Origin of the sequence: Helicobacter sp. NHP19-003 (genome assembly GCF_019703305.1) — a bacterium.
GTDB classification, from domain to species: domain Bacteria; phylum Campylobacterota; class Campylobacteria; order Campylobacterales; family Helicobacteraceae; genus Helicobacter; species Helicobacter gastrocanis.
Genome location: NZ_AP024814.1, coordinates 905,745 through 922,051 on the forward strand (window position 1 = coordinate 905,745; position 16,307 = coordinate 922,051).

Here is a 16,307-nt window from a genome sequence, read left to right on the forward strand (position 1 = left end):
ACATAGGCTATTGACAATAATAAGTCAAACAACACGCTCCAAATCCGCTTTTTTGAGAAAAAGTTTAACCTCTTTCTTCGCAAGCTTTCTTAGAAGCAAAACGCAATATTACACATTTTAAGCTTAAGGGGGCTTAAGGGGGGAGAAGTGGGAAATTTGGAGAATAGGATTAAAAAAGCCCGGCACTTAGGATTTGAAAGCCCATGCACAAACGCCCTAAAACTGCTTTTTATGCGCGTCTTCTAAAATGCTGTGGGCAATGCCGCTCACATTTTGGCTAATGGAAGAAGAAGTTTGTGCGATCTTGGCATTTTCTTTTGTGGCCTGTTCCAGAGAATCCATGGTCTGGTTGATCTGTGTGATGCTCTTTGTTTGCTCGTGTATAGAACTGGCCATATCGTTGATGCTCTGCACTAAGACATTTGTATTGCTTTCAATCTCACCCAAGCTTTTTTGGGTGCTCTCAGCCAACTTGCGGACTTCATCTGCCACCACAGCAAAGCCCCGTCCATGCTCGCCCGCTCTGGCGGCTTCAATGGCGGCGTTGAGTGCCAATAAATTGATTTGATCGGCGATGTCCTTAATGATACCCGTAACGCTCTTAATGTCTGCGGATTGTTTAATGACCTCTTGGGTCTTCACACTCACAGTTTGCACGGAGGTTGTGATCTCTTCTAGCGCGCTTGCTGTTTGTTGCAGTGAAATGCCTTGTTTGGCCGAAGAACTTTGCATGTGTGCGATGGCGGCGTTTAAATCCGTCATTTCTTTATCCAGTGCATTGGCAAAATCCAGCGAAGACATGAGCATTTTTTTGATCTCTGCCACGACCGCATTGATGGAAGTTTCTATATCGCCTGTGGCTTGGGGGATGGCTTCTTGAAAGTCTAGGGCTTTGTAAGAGGATAAAAGCCTTTCAATGACATTTAAATCTGTGCCTATTTTCTTTTGCAAAATGCCAAGCGTGGTGTTGAGCACACTTTTTAGCTCAATGAGTTGCGGGCTGGCTGGCTCGCTTGCCACACTTGCTTGCAAGTCGCCTTTTTCAATTTGCTTAGAAACCGCCGTAAGCTCATTGACGGCTTGTTTGTCGCGCTGTATGAAGTCTTTGGCTTTTTGGATATTGGCGTTGATTTGTGCCGCCATTTGGCCTAGTTCGTCTTTGGTGTTGGTGTTGATGGTCGGTGTGGTTGCGCTCTCGTGGTTGATGAAGGCAAAGAAACCCCCTAAGCCATCTTGAAGAGAGCGGATGGCGGAGGTGATATTTTTATAAAAAATCCAATACAAGGGAATGATGATAAAGACAATCAAGGCGATGCAGATCAGGGAGTATGAATAAAATTTCTTGGAGAGTTCTATTTCAACTTGATCAACCACTTTCTTGGTTTTGGCATTAACATTGTCGATATACACGCCTGTGGCGATCCACAAGCCTTGTTGCCCCGGGATGGCTTGCGCATAGGCGATTTTTTCCATGCTGACTAAGCGGCCATCGGAAAGGGGTTTGTCAAAGGGGTAGTTGGCAAACCCTCCCCCACTCATCGCCGCCTTGTAGAGGTCTTGTACGATGTATTTGCCATTTTTGTCTTGAAAATTCTTGATGTTCACGCCGATGAATTTTTCATGGATATGGAACACCCCAACATAGTTGTCATGCACGATAAAATAGCCCGATTTGTCCTCCTCGTATCTAAAACCCTGCAAGGCAGTTTTAATGATCTGCTGCTTTTCTTTGGGGTCTGTTACCCCCTTTAGCAAATTGCCTAAAGTGTGCGCCAGCGCATCTGTGGGCAATTTGATGCGCTCTTTGACACCCTCCATAAAATTCTGCGTGAAAATGTCCTCGGCGTGCTTGATTTGTGCTTTATTGCTTTGCCAAAACAAAAACAACATGGTGCAAAAGACTAGGGCATTCACCAACAAAAGATATAAGATTTTTGGACCAATATTAAATGTTCTCATACAATAACCTTTCTCATCTGTCAATGATAACACTCCAAGCAGGATAAATTAGCAGTGGATTAAAATTAAGTTAAGCAAAAAACTATCCTAGTTACTTTTTTTTTACGCAAAGGAGAGTCAAAAATGGGCGAAAGTGGCTAGAGTGGTGGCATATTTGGAAAAAATTAGTTTAATGGGATAGGTTCGACAAGGGGAAAAAATGCACTATATCCTGATTTGGTTGTGCGTGGAAGTGGGGTTATTCTTGGCAATCGTAGCGATCCATGTGGTTTTTTCGATTGTTAAGCCATGTTCACCGCCATCACAGAAAACAAACCTAAACCCCAGCCTAAATCCCCTGATGGCAAAGTTACACTCCAAGATTTAGAAGAATCGATCGCCAACGATTTGGCAGATGCCAAGCAAGCATCACATAACACAGAGGCAAACACCCAAGCAACAGAGAGAAATACAACAAAGACAAATACCGATACACAAGACACACAAGAATCCCCACAAACTACACAAACCATCCCTAACCCCTCAACAAAAGAAACCCCTATGCAAGAAGCTTCCAACAATATGGGATTTTATGCATTAAAGTACTATCTGATCATGCAAGGCAGAGGCGATTTAGCAAAGTGGGCACCCGAACAAGCTTACCGCAATTTTGGCTGGCTTGTTTTAGAAGGGTTATTCCAACACGATCGTTTTGCTTGGGATGCAATCGCTGATGAAGTGTTTTATGATCCAAAAAGGAGCGAAACACACTACTTTTTTGCAGAGATTTATGCTGAGAGGAGAGCCGACCAACCCTGCTTTGGTTTTAATCATCTATTCGAAATCCAAAACTTCCTGTTGGATGTGTGCACCCCTTTTGCAGCTTACGATCCCTATTATTTGGAGTGTATGCGTAGTGCCACAAAAGACCTTGCGGGGCTCAAGGAAGAGGAGAGGTTGGAGCTTTGCAAGGCGAACACCCCGAGGACTATGCGGCACTTCAAGCCTTAGAACAATGGAAGTCTCATTTCCGCTATGTTTTGTCATGCCATGTGAGCCATGACACCTGGGTAAAAATACACAAAAGTGTCTTTGCCACTTCCCCCAAATGTGTTGCCCAAGCCCTTGAACAATACCGACAAGGCGATGTCTACATTTTCCAAACCACCTACACATGTCCGCATGATTTGCCCAAGTTTAACCCTGACATTTTGCGCGCTGTCTTATTGAAAAACCTACACCTATGGCAATACAACCTAGACGAAGCGATGGGCAACTCAGCCCCGCCCCTAGAAAAATCTCCTCTCAAGCGTGAAATACGCCGACAACTCGCAAAACTTTGTTTTGCACAGCATTACGGTTTGATCACACCCGAGTATATCGAACATTTTAAACTCCACGACCCCGAAGACTCCGAGGCGATTAGGGCGGTTGCTAAACAATATATTGACAGCAATCCACCTAGTTTCAAAGGAAAAATTAAAATCCCTGAAGAGGATGAATATTTTGCTCTAAGGCGTTTTTTGTAGGGGGGCAAAAGCATCACTACATGGAGCAGGCTTTGTGGGTTTGGACTCATCAACGCTTATTAGAGATTTTTAACGGCTCTTTAGAGACAAGGCAAGCACGCGACCAGCTCTTATCCCGTCTAGACTCCGTGCAAGCCCAAGTGTTCACACAGGCTTTTTTGAAAATGTCAAGGATGGACAGACTTTGGCTTGGTGGTTTCTCATCTCTCATTTGTCCCTCCCGCTCATGATTTTGCGATACAATGGCCAGCCCATCATCGCCAAAAACCCTGATTTTAAACCTGCTGTGTTTTTAACAAAAAATGCACATCGCAACGACATTTTACGCATTTTATTCTTTTTTGGACGGGTGCTAGATGAAGAAAATATCCAAGAATTGCTCCAAGCTAACAAAGATCAAATCCCCACCTACACCCCCACAAAGACAACAACCAACCCTACAGAAGATGAAGATAAGACCACAATCTCTATAAACCAAGAAAGTGCGCGAGAAATCCACGCTCATAAGGGAGTATTCATGGATCCGGCTAAAACACACATGGGCTTTTACGATCTCAAGGCGTATTTAATCATACACAAGGCAGGCTGTTTGTCTTGGATCGCCGAGTATGCCCTTAAAAACTTTGGATGGGTGTGCCTAAATGAAGTCCACCAAGCCCAAAGCGCACACATTGCGTGGGGGGACATCACGGATGACCAAATTTATAGGGGTAAAGAAGCCCATTACTTCTTTGCGGGCATTTGCACTGAGAGGCAGAGGGCTCAAAACCCCATCAGTTTTAAAGACAAGGCAGAGGTCATCAGCTTTTTAGTGGAGTTGTTTAAGCCCTATGCCCTCCAAGACCCCAACCATGTCTATCATCTCAGCGAGGCCCACGACATTTTGCAAAGCGTTGAGATAGCCAACGAGCGTTTTGGGCGGCGTTTATATTTAGAGATTGTCAAAATATGGGGGGCGGAGTTTATTGCGACATTAGATGAGATTTTACAAGAAGGTTTGTTTGGAACAGAACTCCCTTAAAAGACTTGCCCTTTTTGCCTAAAGAAGCCTCTCTAGCTTTAGAGAAATACCGCCAAGGCAAGGCGCCTATGTTTTTAACGAAACATACGAAACCCCTAAAAATTTGCCCCCCTTTAACCGCCCAATCTTACGCAAGACTTTAACCCAAGCCTTAAAGCTGTGGCAAGGGAGTTTAGCCGGTGTGGCCGATCGGCTGGCGCGTCCTGAAAGAGAACCCGTTTTAAAACGCAAGGCACGCAAACAACTCGCCAAAATTTGCCTAAAAAAATTTTATGGGGTGTTGCCCCTTGAGCGTTTTGCAGAATTTAGACTAGACCAGCCCCTCAAAAACAGATCTTTAGAAGCGTACAGATTCATGTGTCAAGGGCTAGAAACATCAAGATAAAATCTATAAAATTCTATAAAATACTATAAGTTTTTTATAGGTTTATTCTTGCCACAAAAGCCCGAAATTTTGCTAAAAAATAGGCGTTGTCTTTAGTAGGTAGAGTTCCTACCGAATTAACGCCTACGGACATGCGAAAAGCCAAACACTCGAAAACCAAGAGTGTGGCAGGCATGGTTGAACTAGGAATACAGCAGAAATTCTAGCTTTGTAGAATTTTACAAAGTTTTATAGGATTTTATAGGTCTGTAAGAACGGCAGAAACACTACTACATGGAGCAAGTCTTGGCCATGTGGATATTTGAGCGGTTGCTGGCGATTTTTAACGGCTCTATAGAAAGTCGGGGCATCGAAGAAGAGTTATTGGCCGTTTAAGCCTGAAGCAAGCTGAGGATTTCACAAAGGCTTTTGGCAACAAGCCTCTTAAGAGCCTACAAGATTCTGTTTTATGGACCCTCATCTCCCATTTGCACTTGCCCCTTAGCGTGTTTAAAGAACAAAATCATTTAATGCCTTTGCGCTTTGATTTGGTGGACTTCGCGGGGTTCAAATGCGTCATCACCCAAAGTACGCTAAGAAGTGGCCGGGTGCGTAAGTTAGAGCTTTAGCCCCCTTTTTTGACCTCTTGCATCACCAAATCAAAAGCATCCTTAGTCCCCGGGCGCACCGAGCTTAAAAGACTTAAAAATACAATTGCCAAAGAGCTGGCTAAAAAGCCGGGCACGATTTCGTAAATGTCTAAAAAACCCTTGCCGAATTTATCGTATAAAATCACAGTACTTGCCCCAAAAACCATCCCCCCAATTGCCCCAAGCCTTGTCATGCGCGCCCAAAACAGGGAGAACAAAATCACCGTGCCAAAGCTCGCCCCAAAGCCCGCCCACGCATAGGACACGATTTTAAGCACGCTGGCATCGCGGTCGGTGGAGATAAAAAAGGCAATGAGTGCCACCGCCAACACCGAAGCCCGACTCACCACCATCACCGTTTTTACCGGGGCTTCTTTATTGAAAATCTTAGAGTAAAAGTCTTCAGCAATGGTTGAGGAACTGACCAAGAGTTGTGAGCTAGCAGTACTCATCACGGCGGCTAAAATTGCGCTCAAAAGCACTCCACCGATCCACGGGTTAAACAAGGTCGCGCTCATGTGGATGAATATCTTTTCAGGGTCGGCTAGGCTTAAGTGAAACTTCGCCACATACGCCACGCCGAGCAACCCAATCAAACAAGAGCCGGCCAGACTAATTGCCATCCATGCAATGCCCACACTTGTGGCTTGGGGGATTTCTTTAATGGAGCGGATGGACATGAAGCGTACCAAAATATGCGGTTGTCCGAAGTAGCCAAGCCCCCACGCCAAGCTAGAGATCACCGCCACAATAGAGCTGCCCTCAAAAAATGTCAAGTTGCTAGGCTTGATTTGGGCGATGAGGCTAAAACTCTCTTGAAACCCGCCCAAGTGGTAAAGCATCATACAAGGCACCGCCACCAACGCCCCCATCATCAACAGCCCTTGGATTAAATCCGTCCAACACACCGCCTTATACCCGCCCAAAAAGGTGTAGGTAACAATGATGAGAGTCCCCGTGATGAGCGCGTGGTTGTACTTCACCCCAAAGGTCGCTTCAAAGAGCTTTGCCCCGCTCACGAGCCCTGAAGACACATAAAATGTAAAGAAAATCAAGATCACCACGGCTGAGATCAAACGCAAAATGTGCTTGTCATCGCTGAAGCGGGTTTCAAAGTAATCGGGGATGGTGATCGAATTGTCGATCACGCTGGTGTACACCCGCAAGCGTTTTGCCACCAACATCCAGTTGATGGTTGCTCCAATGGTTAAACCGATGGCGATGTGGGTGTTGATGAGCCCGCCCACATACAATGCCCCGGGCAAGCCCATTAAAAGCCACCCACTCATATCGCTGGCCCCGGCACTCAAAGCACTCACCACAGGACCCATCGAGCGATCTCCCAAGAAATAATCCTCTGTGGTCTCGTTGTTTTTATAAAAATAAAACCCAATGGCGAGCATCAATAACGAGTAAAGAACGAAAACAATCACAATTTGGTAACTGATCTGCATGGATCTCCTTGATTTTTTTAAGTCCTTGCATTTAAACTACCATAAAAACAACAAAAGTCAAAACCACAACCGCTAAATCCCCTCCAAAAATCATGGCCTTTATTCTGCGTGTGCTTTGGCTTTAAGCCCCCTTGCGCCCAAATTGCCATAGCGGTGGTAGGAAATGCTGATGGACTTTTCCAAGTGGTAATTTAAGAGCTCAAAGCGCCCACAACACAGGGCCTTAGCACTTGCCACCACAATCCCTAAGGCACTGCTGGATTCATAGAGTGTGTCTAATTCTTGGCCAAAGTAGCGCACCCGTCCAAAATTGCCAAGTTTTGCGCTAAATTCCTCCAAACTTTCATAAACCACGCTGGGGGCAAAGTGGTGTTTGAGATAGTCGATACACTCCAGCAAGAGCGGGGCGTGGGGGTTGTCGGTTTTGCTCACCAAGCTAATGGTGAGCGGGATTTGGCACACGGCCGCCGCCATCAGCACACTAAAAATGTCGATGAGGCTATCCTCTGGACGCATACGATAACCAATGCTAGACACTTTAGTGTAGGTGAACCAATTTTCCTCACCTCTAATCTGTACGAAGTCCTTCTTTTGGCTAAACTCTGTGGCGTGGTAGTGGGCGTAGTTGCGTGCCATTTGCACGATTTCTTTAAGTGTGTCGCTGTGGTGCTGGTTGAAAGACTCTAGGGCTTGGATGAAGGGCGTGTTCCCACTATGGGTGTTCTCTGTGGGGATTTCCTCAATGTGGACAAATTGCGTGATGTAGTTGTAAATCCCTACCTTGCGCCCTAAACCCACCGCCGATTTTTTCACCCCGCCAAAGGGCTGGCGCAAGACAATCGCCCCTGTTGTGGGCTTGTTGATGTAAAGATTGCCCACTTCAATGTGGTTGATGTAATAGTCCCATTCCCTTTCATCTAAGGATTCCAAAGCCCCCGTGAGGCCATAGCCTGTAGCATTGGCGATCTCTATCGCCTCTTTTAAGTCTTTGGCTTTCATCACAGACAAATAAGGCACAAACAGCTCGGTCATGTGGGTGTAGTCGCCTTTTTTGGTCCCATACTTAATGCAAGGTTTCATTAAATAGACATTGTCGTTCAAAAACTCAGGCTTGATTGCCCACTCTTCGTGCGATTCGATGTGCTCCAAAGCTTTTTGCACTTTGGGGCTGGGCGTGTCGGCGAGAGTCCCGATTTTATTCCACAATGCCAAAGGATCGCCCACACTCATAGACTGAGTTGTGTCTACGAGAGTGCGCTTAAAGTCGGGGTCATTGTAGACTTCCTCCTCTAAAATTAAGAGCGAAGTCGCCGAGCATTTTTGCCCCGAATTGCTAAAAGCAGAGTGTACGACATTGCGGATCGCTTGATCTCTGTCTGCCATCTTGGTCACGATCGTGGCGTTTTTGCCTCCCGTTTCAGCACTCAGCGCCAAAGTGGGGCTCGCCTCTAGCATGCGCTGTGCGGTGTCCTCCGAGCCAGTGAGGACTGCAAATTTGATGTCTGGGCTTTTTAAAAGATGTTTGCTGACATCTTCGCCTTTGCAGGGCAAGTAAATCAGGGCATCTCTTGGCACGCCCGCATCCCAAAAGCACTCACACAGGCGGTAACCCACCACCGCACTAAGGCTGGAGGGTTTGTAAATCACGCTATTGCCCGCTGCTAAAGGGGCGGCAATGGTGCCTGCGGAGATGCCAATGGGGAAGTTCCACGGGGCGATCACCACGCCCACGCCCTTAGGTTTAAAGCGCACTTCAGGGTGCTGCTCTAAAAGTTTTTGCAGGCTGTGGGGGTAAAACTCCAAAAAGTCGATCGCTTCGCTCACCTCAGCATCGCTCTCTGTAAAAGTTTTACCCACTTCTAACGCACTAAGCCCGATCAAATCCCCCCGCCTGTCCCTAAAATTTTGTGCCACCTTGCTTAAAATGGCGTGGATTTGGCTAAAGCTCTGGTGCCCGAAGGTACTAGCTTTGGCAGATTCTAGAGCTTGTTGCATCACCACTTCATTGGCTTGGGCGATGGTGGCGATTTTTTGGTGGGCGATTTTGTCAAAGACTTGCAAAGTTTTACAGCCCTCCTTGTCATAGCCACGCCCGATCACAGGGAAGAGCTCCACAATGGCGGCGTTTTTCGTCTTGTTGACGATTTGATCCGCCCACACGCGATTGGCTCTTAGGATAAAATCCGTGTCGCTCTCGTTTTTAAAAGCGTGGTTGGGGTAGGTGCTTTGCGCGGGCTGATGGGTGTTGCGATCTTGTATGCGTCTGGGGCTGTTGTCTAAACTCTCGATACCCGCAATGCTTTTTAAAAAGCGATCCTCTTGATCCTTCCAGGCAGGCGAGTCGACTTTTAAATTAAAGAACGCTTTCATGAAATTGTCTTCTGCAGTGTTTTCGTCCAAACGGCGCACTAAATAGGCGATGGCGTTGTTGAAGTGCTTTTCATCGCACACGGGGGCGTATAAGATGAGTTTATGCATTTCCTTGAGCTCAAAGCTGGCCTGCAAGCTCATGCCCTCGAGCATTTCAAAGGTGAAGTGGTCTAAAGCGATGGGGTCGTTTAGGGTGTGGATTCTTGTGTAGGCGTAGGCGATCTCAAAAAGATTGTGTGAAGCGATCCCGATGTGGATGTATTTGTAATTCTCATCGCTCAACACATAATCTAACATCTTATTGTAGTTGGAGTCGGTGTCTTGTTTGCGGCTGAAAGTGGGGAGCGGCCACCCCCGCATGGATGCAATGGTTTCCTCGCTTTCCATGTTTGCACCCTTGACAAAGCGGATTTTAATGGGGGGCAAATTGCTCAAAACCCTCTCTTTAGAAAAGGCAACCAAGTCTTGCAAATATCCAAAAGATTCGGGGATATAGGCTTGTAGGACTATACCTGCCCTTAAGGGGAATTTAGAGATGGACTCTTTGAACGCCGCCACGGTGAGTTCTAAGTCTTTATACTCCTCCATGTCTAGGTTGATGAATTTATCCATGCCCTGTTTTTCTTGCTCTTCAAGGGCAAGGCCATAGAGTTTGTCTAACCTTTTGACGACTTCCTCTTTGGATTGCTCAAAGTCCAAGATGTTGATTTGGGAGAAAATCGTGGTGATCTTAATAGAAATGTACTCAATGTAGCTGGACTTGATCGCTTCCTCGTATTTGTGCATGCGATAAGATGCCTCAGATTCGCCCAACACTTCCTCCCCGATTAAATTGATGTTGAGCGTGATTTGGGCCTGTTGTCGTTTTTCAATTTTATCCCGCAAGCTATCGCTGTTCTCATCTAGGACCAAACTTTGGGTGTCTTGGCGGATTTTACGCACAAAGAAAGGCACACTCACGGAAGGCGCGAGCTTACCCACGCTCAAAAAACCAAAGAGCAAAAACTTTTCAAAGCCGCTAAAAAAGTCAGCAATGCCGTATTTTTTGAGGGTGTGCTCGATCAAGTTAAAACGGGCATGGTTGTCCTGACAGCGGAAAGAACGATCGAGCAATTCAATCAACATGACTTTATTCTCGGCATTGGCTAAGAGCTTTTGCATCTTGTTGTGAAACGAGCGCTCTTCTAGGCTCAAGTGGTCGCTGATTCTACTTTGCAAGGTACGGGCTAGGGTGAGGCTGGAGTGGATCACTTCCTGATCGGGTTGGACTGGCATGCAAGTCCCCTTTCTTAAAACTTAAATGAGCCTGAAGTATAGAGCAACTAAGTTAATAAAATGAGAAGAATGGACTAAAAAATGTCCACAAAGTGCAAAAAGGGCGCATCTCAATGAAAAAGTGGTACGCTTGACAGGACTTGAACCTGTGGCCTACGGCTTAGAAGGCCGTTGCTCTATCCAGCTGAGCTACAAGCGCGTGGTACGCTTGAAGGGAGTCGAACCCCTAACCCCCAGATCCGAAGTCTGGTGCTCTATCCAATTGAGCTACAAGCGCTTAAGGTGTAAAAGAGTAATGGGGAAAATGGGGTGGGTGATGGGGCTTGAACCCACGACCCCCAGGACCACAATCTGGTGCTCTAACCAACTGAGCTACACCCACCATAAAAAACTTTCGCTGGTCGGGGCGAAAGGATTCGAACCTTCGACCCCTTGGTCCCAAACCAAGTGCGCTAACCAGGCTGCGCTACGCCCCGCTACTTCAAATGAAAACGGGTATTTTAGCCAAAACTATGTTAATTGTCAAGGTGTGCCAAAAGTGGCCATGGCACTAACCATCCAAAAGCCCCAAAAGGCTGTTTTAGCCGTATCTTACTTAGATTATGGTATATAAACCTCCCCCGTAAAAGTGCATTTATGGGATTTTAAATCCAAAAAAAGGAGCTTGGATGCTAAAAGAAAAACTAAAACAGCTAAGAAGTGCCAACAACCTGACACAAGAGGAGCTTGCCATCAAGTGTGGCGTGAGTTTGCAGAGCATCAAGCGTTATGAAAGCGAGCAAAAGAGCAACATCACCCTAGATACCCTCGAAAAGCTCGCCAGTGCGTTAAACACCGACTTGCACTTTTTCACTTCCACGCACCACGAAATGGAAGACATCATCATGGTACCTTATCTCAAGGACATTAAAGTGAGCGTGAATAAAAAGTCCCACAACGCTGAAACCATGACCTTCCTGCCCCAAAGCAAGTCGTTTTTGATTCGGCGTTTTGGGCTCACTTCTACCGAGCATTTAGGTTTCGTGCAGGCGGTGGGCAATTCTATGGAGCCGCGCATTAAAGAGAACGACCTTTTGCTGTTCCAAAGCGATGGAACACGCTATGAGGGGGCAGTGTATGTGGTGAATTTGGGCGGAGAGTATTACATCCGCCGCCTAAGCAAACGCCCCGAGGTCTATTTAATCAGCGACAATCCCGTGTATAAACCCATTGTAGTGGATAACCTAAATGAGCTGACAATTTTAGGGCGTGTTGTGGGTGTGTTACACACCTTTAATCTTTAATATTATCTTTGGAGGAGGGTTTTATTAACTTTTATGTGCCATGCTACCCGGAGGCATAGGCCATTTTATCATTTTAAAGCAGGTTGTGATGGGTTTTTTGCGTACATTGCAAGAAAAGCGTTTCTTTTTGTTTTGGCTCTTTTGCGGAGGGTGTGTGCTAGGCGTGGCGCTGACGGTCTTTACTGTGCAAGCAGTGGAGTGGACGGGGGACGATAAATTTTGTGGCATGTGCCACATCATGACTCCAGAGTTGGATGCCTATCATTTAGACAAGCATGGGGGACATAACCGCACCGGGGTGAAGGCAGAGTGTGTGGATTGCCACTTGCCGCATGACAACATCGTGCACTATTTCGTGGAAAAAACCTTGCTCGGGATTGAAGATGTTTATGGCAACACCATGAAAAACCCGCGCAAATTCGATTGGGAGATGAATCGCCGCGAGGCTAAAGATTATGTCTTTGACTCGGGCTGTTTGCGTTGCCACACTAACCTAAAAGATGCCACGCAATCTAACATGAAAGCCTTCTTGCCCCACAGGGATTACTTCGCCAAACTCACCAAAAAGCATTGCGTGGAATGCCACTTGGATGAGGTGGGACATCAAAACTTAGGCATACACCTAAGGAAGTTCTTAAAAGATGACTATAAACCAAGTGTGCGTGCCTTGATCAGCACGAGCCAAAAATAAAGGAGTGAAAATGTTGACTTTACCTAAAGGAGAAAAGCATGCGTGTTAGCTTGGCTAGATTCTTGGCCTTTGTGTTGTGTTTAGGGTGGCTTAGCGCACACCCGCCCAAGGGAGGGACGAGCATAGACAATGCGATGGACACGCAACTGCCCCTAAAGACTTTCAGGGGTATGAAAGCGGAGGCAAAGGGCTGTATTGAGTGCCACGCCAAGAAAAATCCGGGCATTGTGGCGGATTGGAGAATGAGTCAACACGCCCATGCGGGGGTAAGTTGTATTGACTGCCACGGCGTTACCAAAGACAGCCCCATGCTCACGATGGATGGGCATGAGGGCTCTAAAGTGCCCATCTCTGTGCTGGTGTCCACCAACACTTGTGCCAAATGCCATGAAAAAGAAGTGACCGAGTTTCGCCACAGCGGACATGTGAGAGGAGCGGTGCAAATTTGGGCGAAGGCAAACATGCGCGATTTGATGGTGATGGTGGAGGGCAGAAACCACCCCGATTTAAAACACGCCCCCGCAGCTACAGGTTGCCAACAATGCCACGGCTCCATCATCCAGCTGAATAAAAACCACCGCCCCACCCCAGAAACTTGGCCCACCTATGGTATCGGCACCGCCTTCCCCGATGGCTCAGTGGGCAATTGCGCCAGCTGCCACAGCGCGCATAAATTCAGTCTAGAGGAAGCACGAAAACCTGCTGCATGCGCAAGCTGCCACTTAGGCCCTGATCACCCCGACATTGAAATTTACAACAACTCCATGCACGGGCATGTCTTCAACGCTGAGGGCGCAAAATGGAACTTTAACTCAGCCCCGGGAACTTGGAAAGTCCCCGACTTTAGAGCCCCCACTTGCGCTACATGCCACATGAGCGGAAACGCCAAAAGTGCTGTTACACACAATGTGAGCCGCCGCCTGAAATGGAATCTCTTCATGCCCCTTAGCAAACTGCGCACCGGGGGGTATGAAACCGCAAGCGATGACTTCAAATATGAAAATAAAATCACCATCGGCAACCCCTTAGCGGGCAATCCCAAGGGTCCCGAGGCGGCGCGCGCTGAGATGAAGGCGGGTTGTGTGGACTGCCACAACAAGCAACATGTCGACAACTTCTTTGTCATGGCGGATAAAAACATCATGCTCTACAACGAATATTACCAAGAGGCGGTTAAAATGCGTGATGAACTCGCCAAAAAACATCTACTAGGCAAAGACATGTGGAGCGATGATTTCCAAAACACGATGTACCACATGTGGCACCACGAGGGACGGCGCATGCGTCAAGGTGGCATCATGGGCGCGCCCGACTACTCACACTGGCATGGAGTCTTTGAGGTCCAACAAGACATTAGAAAGCTCAGAAAAATCTACGCCAAACGGCTCAAAACCAACCAAATTGAGGACTGAGCTCCAAAGCACCCCCCCCACAAGGGGGCTAGACCTGCCCCCTAACATCATAGACACCTTAGTGAACTTTTTTCAAACCCAAACCACGCAAAGGGGGTTTAGGCGGGTGGTCTATGGTCTGAGCGGAGGAGTGGATAGCGCAGTGGTGGCGCTTTTATGCCAAAAAGTGTTTCAAAACAACGCCCACGCCCTACTAATGCCATCCTTAAGCACTCCATCGAGCGCACTAGAACATGCCACAGAACTTTGCAAGGCGTTTCAGATCCCCGTTAGCCACCACCCCATAGCCCCCCACCACGCCCTTTTTAAAGATAGGCACAAAGACGCAAACTTGATCAGGCAGGGCAATTTTTGCGCTAGGTTACGCATGGCGACCCTGTACGACTACGCCTTAGAACACCACGCCCTAGTCATCGGTACGAGCAACAAGAGCGAAAGACTGCTTGGCTATGGGACGATTTTTGGAGATTTGGCATGCGCCATTAATCCCATAGGCAACTTATATAAGAGCCAAATTTACGCCTTAGCCCGTCTTTTACAAGTGCCTGAAAATATTCTAAACAAGCCCCCGAGTGCTGACTTTTACGCCGGGCAAAGCGATGAGGGTGAGCTGGGCTTTAGCTACGCTGAAATCGACCCCTTGCTTTTGGCAATGGAACAAAACCCTCATTTAGACTTCAATGCCCTTGTGGCTTTGGGCTTTGCGCCTAAGCTCGTTGCTAGTGTACAAGAGCGCATGGCAAAAAACGCTTTCAAGTTGGAAATGCCCACAATCTGCGCCCTATGACTTGGCTTGAGCGTTATTTTTACGCCCCCACTCTGTGCCAAAAAGCCCTAGCCTACGCCTTAAGCCCGCTGTCTTTCGTGTATGAAAAAATCGCCACGATCAAACGCCAAGCCGCCCCCCTTGAGGATTTCAAAATCCCCATTATCAGCGTGGGGAATTTGGTGGCAGGGGGCAGTGGCAAGACCCCTTTTATTTTGGCGTTGGCACAGGTGTTAGCCCCCCTTTATCAAACGGCGGTTGTTAGTCGGGGCTATGGGCGCGCTTCTAGGGGGCTTGTAGTGGTGAGCGAGGGAGGCAAGGTGTTGGTGGAGCAAAACATGGCGGGTGATGAGGCGTTTTTATTGGCAAGCAAGTTAGACACCTGTGGCGTGGTGGTGAGCGAAAAGCGCAAAGAGGGGGTGCTTGAGGCTAAGAAGATGGGCGCACAGGTGGTGCTCTTAGACGATGGGTTTCGCTTTAATTTTAAAAAACTCAACATTTTATTAAAGCCCCAGCTCCAGCCTTATTTTGACTTTTGTTTGCCTAGTGGGGTGTATCGAGAAAGTCCCAAATGTTACGCCCTAGCCGACCTTGTGGTGCAAGAAGGCGTGGACTACACAAGACACACACAGGTGTTAAACCCCACAGAGCGTATGCTCTTAGTTACAGCCATTGCCAACCCCACACGCCTAGATCCCTTTTTGCCCCCCGTTGTGGGCAGGCTTTACTTCAAAGACCACGCGAGATTTTCTTTAAAACGCCTAGAGCAAGCCTACACACAACACAACGCCACCTCTTTATTAGTTACGGCTAAAGACACAGTCAAGCTCACAAACTGCCCCCTGCCCTTAAGCCTTTTAGATTTAAGATTAGAGATTGCGCCCAAAATCCTCCAAAGTGTTTTAGATTATCTCGCCCGTTAGCCGAAATCTGCTAGAATGCCTTTTATTTTCATAAAGGAGTGCTTATGTCTGTCAGTTTAGTCAAAGGTGGGCGGGTATCCTTGGGCAAGGAAAAACCTGGATTGTCTAAGATCATTGTGGGGCTAGGTTGGGATGTGAACAACACAGACACCGGGGGAGATTTTGACCTAGACGCTTCGGTGTTCTTAACCGCAAGCAATGGCAAGGTGAGCGATGATGCCAACTTTGTGTTTTATAACAATCCCAAGAGCAAAGATGGGGCTGTGGTGCATACGGGCGACAACCGCACAGGAGCCGGAGAGGGCGATGATGAACAAATCAAGGTGGACTTAAACCATGTAGATAGTGGGGTGCAAGAAATCCACATTGTTGTAACGATCCACGAAGCCGACAGCCGCAAACAAAATTTTGGCATGGTGCGCCACGCCTTTGTACGGATTGTCGATGAGAGCGACAACCAAGAAATCTTGCGCTACGACTTAGAAGAGGATTTTTCGGTGGAAACGGCTTTGATGTTTGGCAGGCTGTATAGAGATGGAGCAGATTGGAAATTTGCCGCTGTGGGCACGGGCTTTAAAGAGGGCTTGGCGGGCTTTTGTAAGCAATTTGGGGTCAATGTCTAGGGGGGGTG

At 47.4% G+C, this 16,307-nt stretch carries 13 protein-coding genes and 4 tRNA genes; 10 read left to right on the top strand and 7 right to left on the bottom strand.

Annotation, left to right across the window (positions count from 1 at the left end; all coding sequences use genetic code 11):
* Positions 1-216 precede the first annotated feature (216 nt).
* The gene (locus K6J72_RS04755; protein WP_260320510.1) at positions 217-1,959 is read right to left on the bottom strand and encodes a methyl-accepting chemotaxis protein; all 1,743 of its coding nucleotides are present in this window, start codon (positions 1,957-1,959) and stop codon (positions 217-219) included.
* A 288-nt stretch (positions 1,960-2,247) separates the two neighbouring features.
* Between K6J72_RS04755 and K6J72_RS04760 the strand changes: the two genes are divergently transcribed.
* The 4 genes from K6J72_RS04760 (at position 2,248) to K6J72_RS04775 (ending at position 4,873) form a co-directional block, all read left to right on the top strand.
* Positions 2,248-2,949, top strand: a complete 702-nt coding sequence (locus K6J72_RS04760; RefSeq protein WP_221279001.1) for a hypothetical protein — start codon at positions 2,248-2,250, stop codon at positions 2,947-2,949.
* A 41-nt stretch (positions 2,950-2,990) separates the two neighbouring features.
* Positions 2,991-3,467, top strand: a complete 477-nt coding sequence (locus K6J72_RS08380) for a hypothetical protein (protein WP_260320511.1) — start codon at positions 2,991-2,993, stop codon at positions 3,465-3,467.
* A 184-nt stretch (positions 3,468-3,651) separates the two neighbouring features.
* Positions 3,652-4,488, top strand: coding sequence for a hypothetical protein (locus K6J72_RS08385; RefSeq protein WP_260320512.1), 837 nt, complete (start codon positions 3,652-3,654; stop codon positions 4,486-4,488).
* Positions 4,489-4,591: 103 nt separating this feature from the next.
* Positions 4,592-4,873 (top strand): hypothetical protein, encoded by a 282-nt coding sequence (locus K6J72_RS04775; RefSeq protein ID WP_221279003.1) that lies wholly within the window; start codon positions 4,592-4,594, stop codon positions 4,871-4,873.
* Positions 4,874-5,477: 604 nt separating this feature from the next.
* On the opposite strand, the gene putP is transcribed toward K6J72_RS04775, so the two are convergent.
* The 6 genes from putP to K6J72_RS04805 all read right to left on the bottom strand — a co-directional run bounded on the left by putP (position 5,478) and on the right by K6J72_RS04805 (position 11,077).
* Positions 5,478-6,956, bottom strand: a complete 1,479-nt coding sequence (putP, locus tag K6J72_RS04780) for a sodium/proline symporter PutP (protein WP_221279004.1) — start codon at positions 6,954-6,956, stop codon at positions 5,478-5,480.
* Positions 6,957-7,055: 99 nt separating this feature from the next.
* Positions 7,056-10,601, bottom strand: coding sequence for a proline dehydrogenase family protein (locus tag K6J72_RS04785; RefSeq protein WP_221279005.1), 3,546 nt, complete (start codon positions 10,599-10,601; stop codon positions 7,056-7,058).
* A gap of 122 nt (positions 10,602-10,723) precedes the next feature.
* Positions 10,724-10,800: transfer RNA gene (locus K6J72_RS04790), tRNA-Arg, on the bottom strand.
* Between the two features lies 1 nt (position 10,801).
* A tRNA-Arg gene (locus tag K6J72_RS04795) sits at positions 10,802-10,878 on the bottom strand.
* Between the two features lie 28 nt (positions 10,879-10,906).
* Positions 10,907-10,983 (bottom strand) — tRNA-His (locus K6J72_RS04800).
* Between the two features lie 16 nt (positions 10,984-10,999).
* Positions 11,000-11,077, bottom strand: a tRNA-Pro gene (locus K6J72_RS04805).
* 192 nt (positions 11,078-11,269) lie between these two features.
* Here K6J72_RS04805 and K6J72_RS04810 point away from each other — a divergent pair.
* The 6 genes from K6J72_RS04810 to K6J72_RS04835 all read left to right on the top strand — a co-directional run bounded on the left by K6J72_RS04810 (position 11,270) and on the right by K6J72_RS04835 (position 16,299).
* On the top strand, positions 11,270-11,884 hold the full coding sequence (locus K6J72_RS04810) for an XRE family transcriptional regulator (RefSeq protein ID WP_221279006.1): 615 nt from the start codon (positions 11,270-11,272) through the stop codon (positions 11,882-11,884).
* Positions 11,885-11,972: 88 nt separating this feature from the next.
* On the top strand, positions 11,973-12,575 hold the full coding sequence (locus tag K6J72_RS04815) for a cytochrome c3 family protein (protein ID WP_221279007.1): 603 nt from the start codon (positions 11,973-11,975) through the stop codon (positions 12,573-12,575).
* 38 nt (positions 12,576-12,613) lie between these two features.
* Entirely contained in the window at positions 12,614-13,987 is a 1,374-nt protein-coding gene (locus K6J72_RS04820) for a multiheme c-type cytochrome (protein WP_221279008.1), read from the top strand.
* Positions 13,977-14,774, top strand: coding sequence for an NAD+ synthase (locus tag K6J72_RS04825; RefSeq protein WP_430886733.1), 798 nt, complete (start codon positions 13,977-13,979; stop codon positions 14,772-14,774). The genes K6J72_RS04820 and K6J72_RS04825 overlap by 11 nt, the downstream gene beginning before the upstream one ends.
* The gene (locus tag K6J72_RS04830) at positions 14,771-15,676 is read left to right on the top strand and encodes a tetraacyldisaccharide 4'-kinase (RefSeq protein ID WP_221279010.1); all 906 of its coding nucleotides are present in this window, start codon (positions 14,771-14,773) and stop codon (positions 15,674-15,676) included. The genes K6J72_RS04825 and K6J72_RS04830 overlap by 4 nt, the downstream gene beginning before the upstream one ends.
* A 44-nt stretch (positions 15,677-15,720) precedes the next feature.
* The gene (locus K6J72_RS04835; RefSeq protein ID WP_221279011.1) at positions 15,721-16,299 is read left to right on the top strand and encodes a TerD family protein; all 579 of its coding nucleotides are present in this window, start codon (positions 15,721-15,723) and stop codon (positions 16,297-16,299) included.
* Positions 16,300-16,307 lie beyond the last annotated feature (8 nt).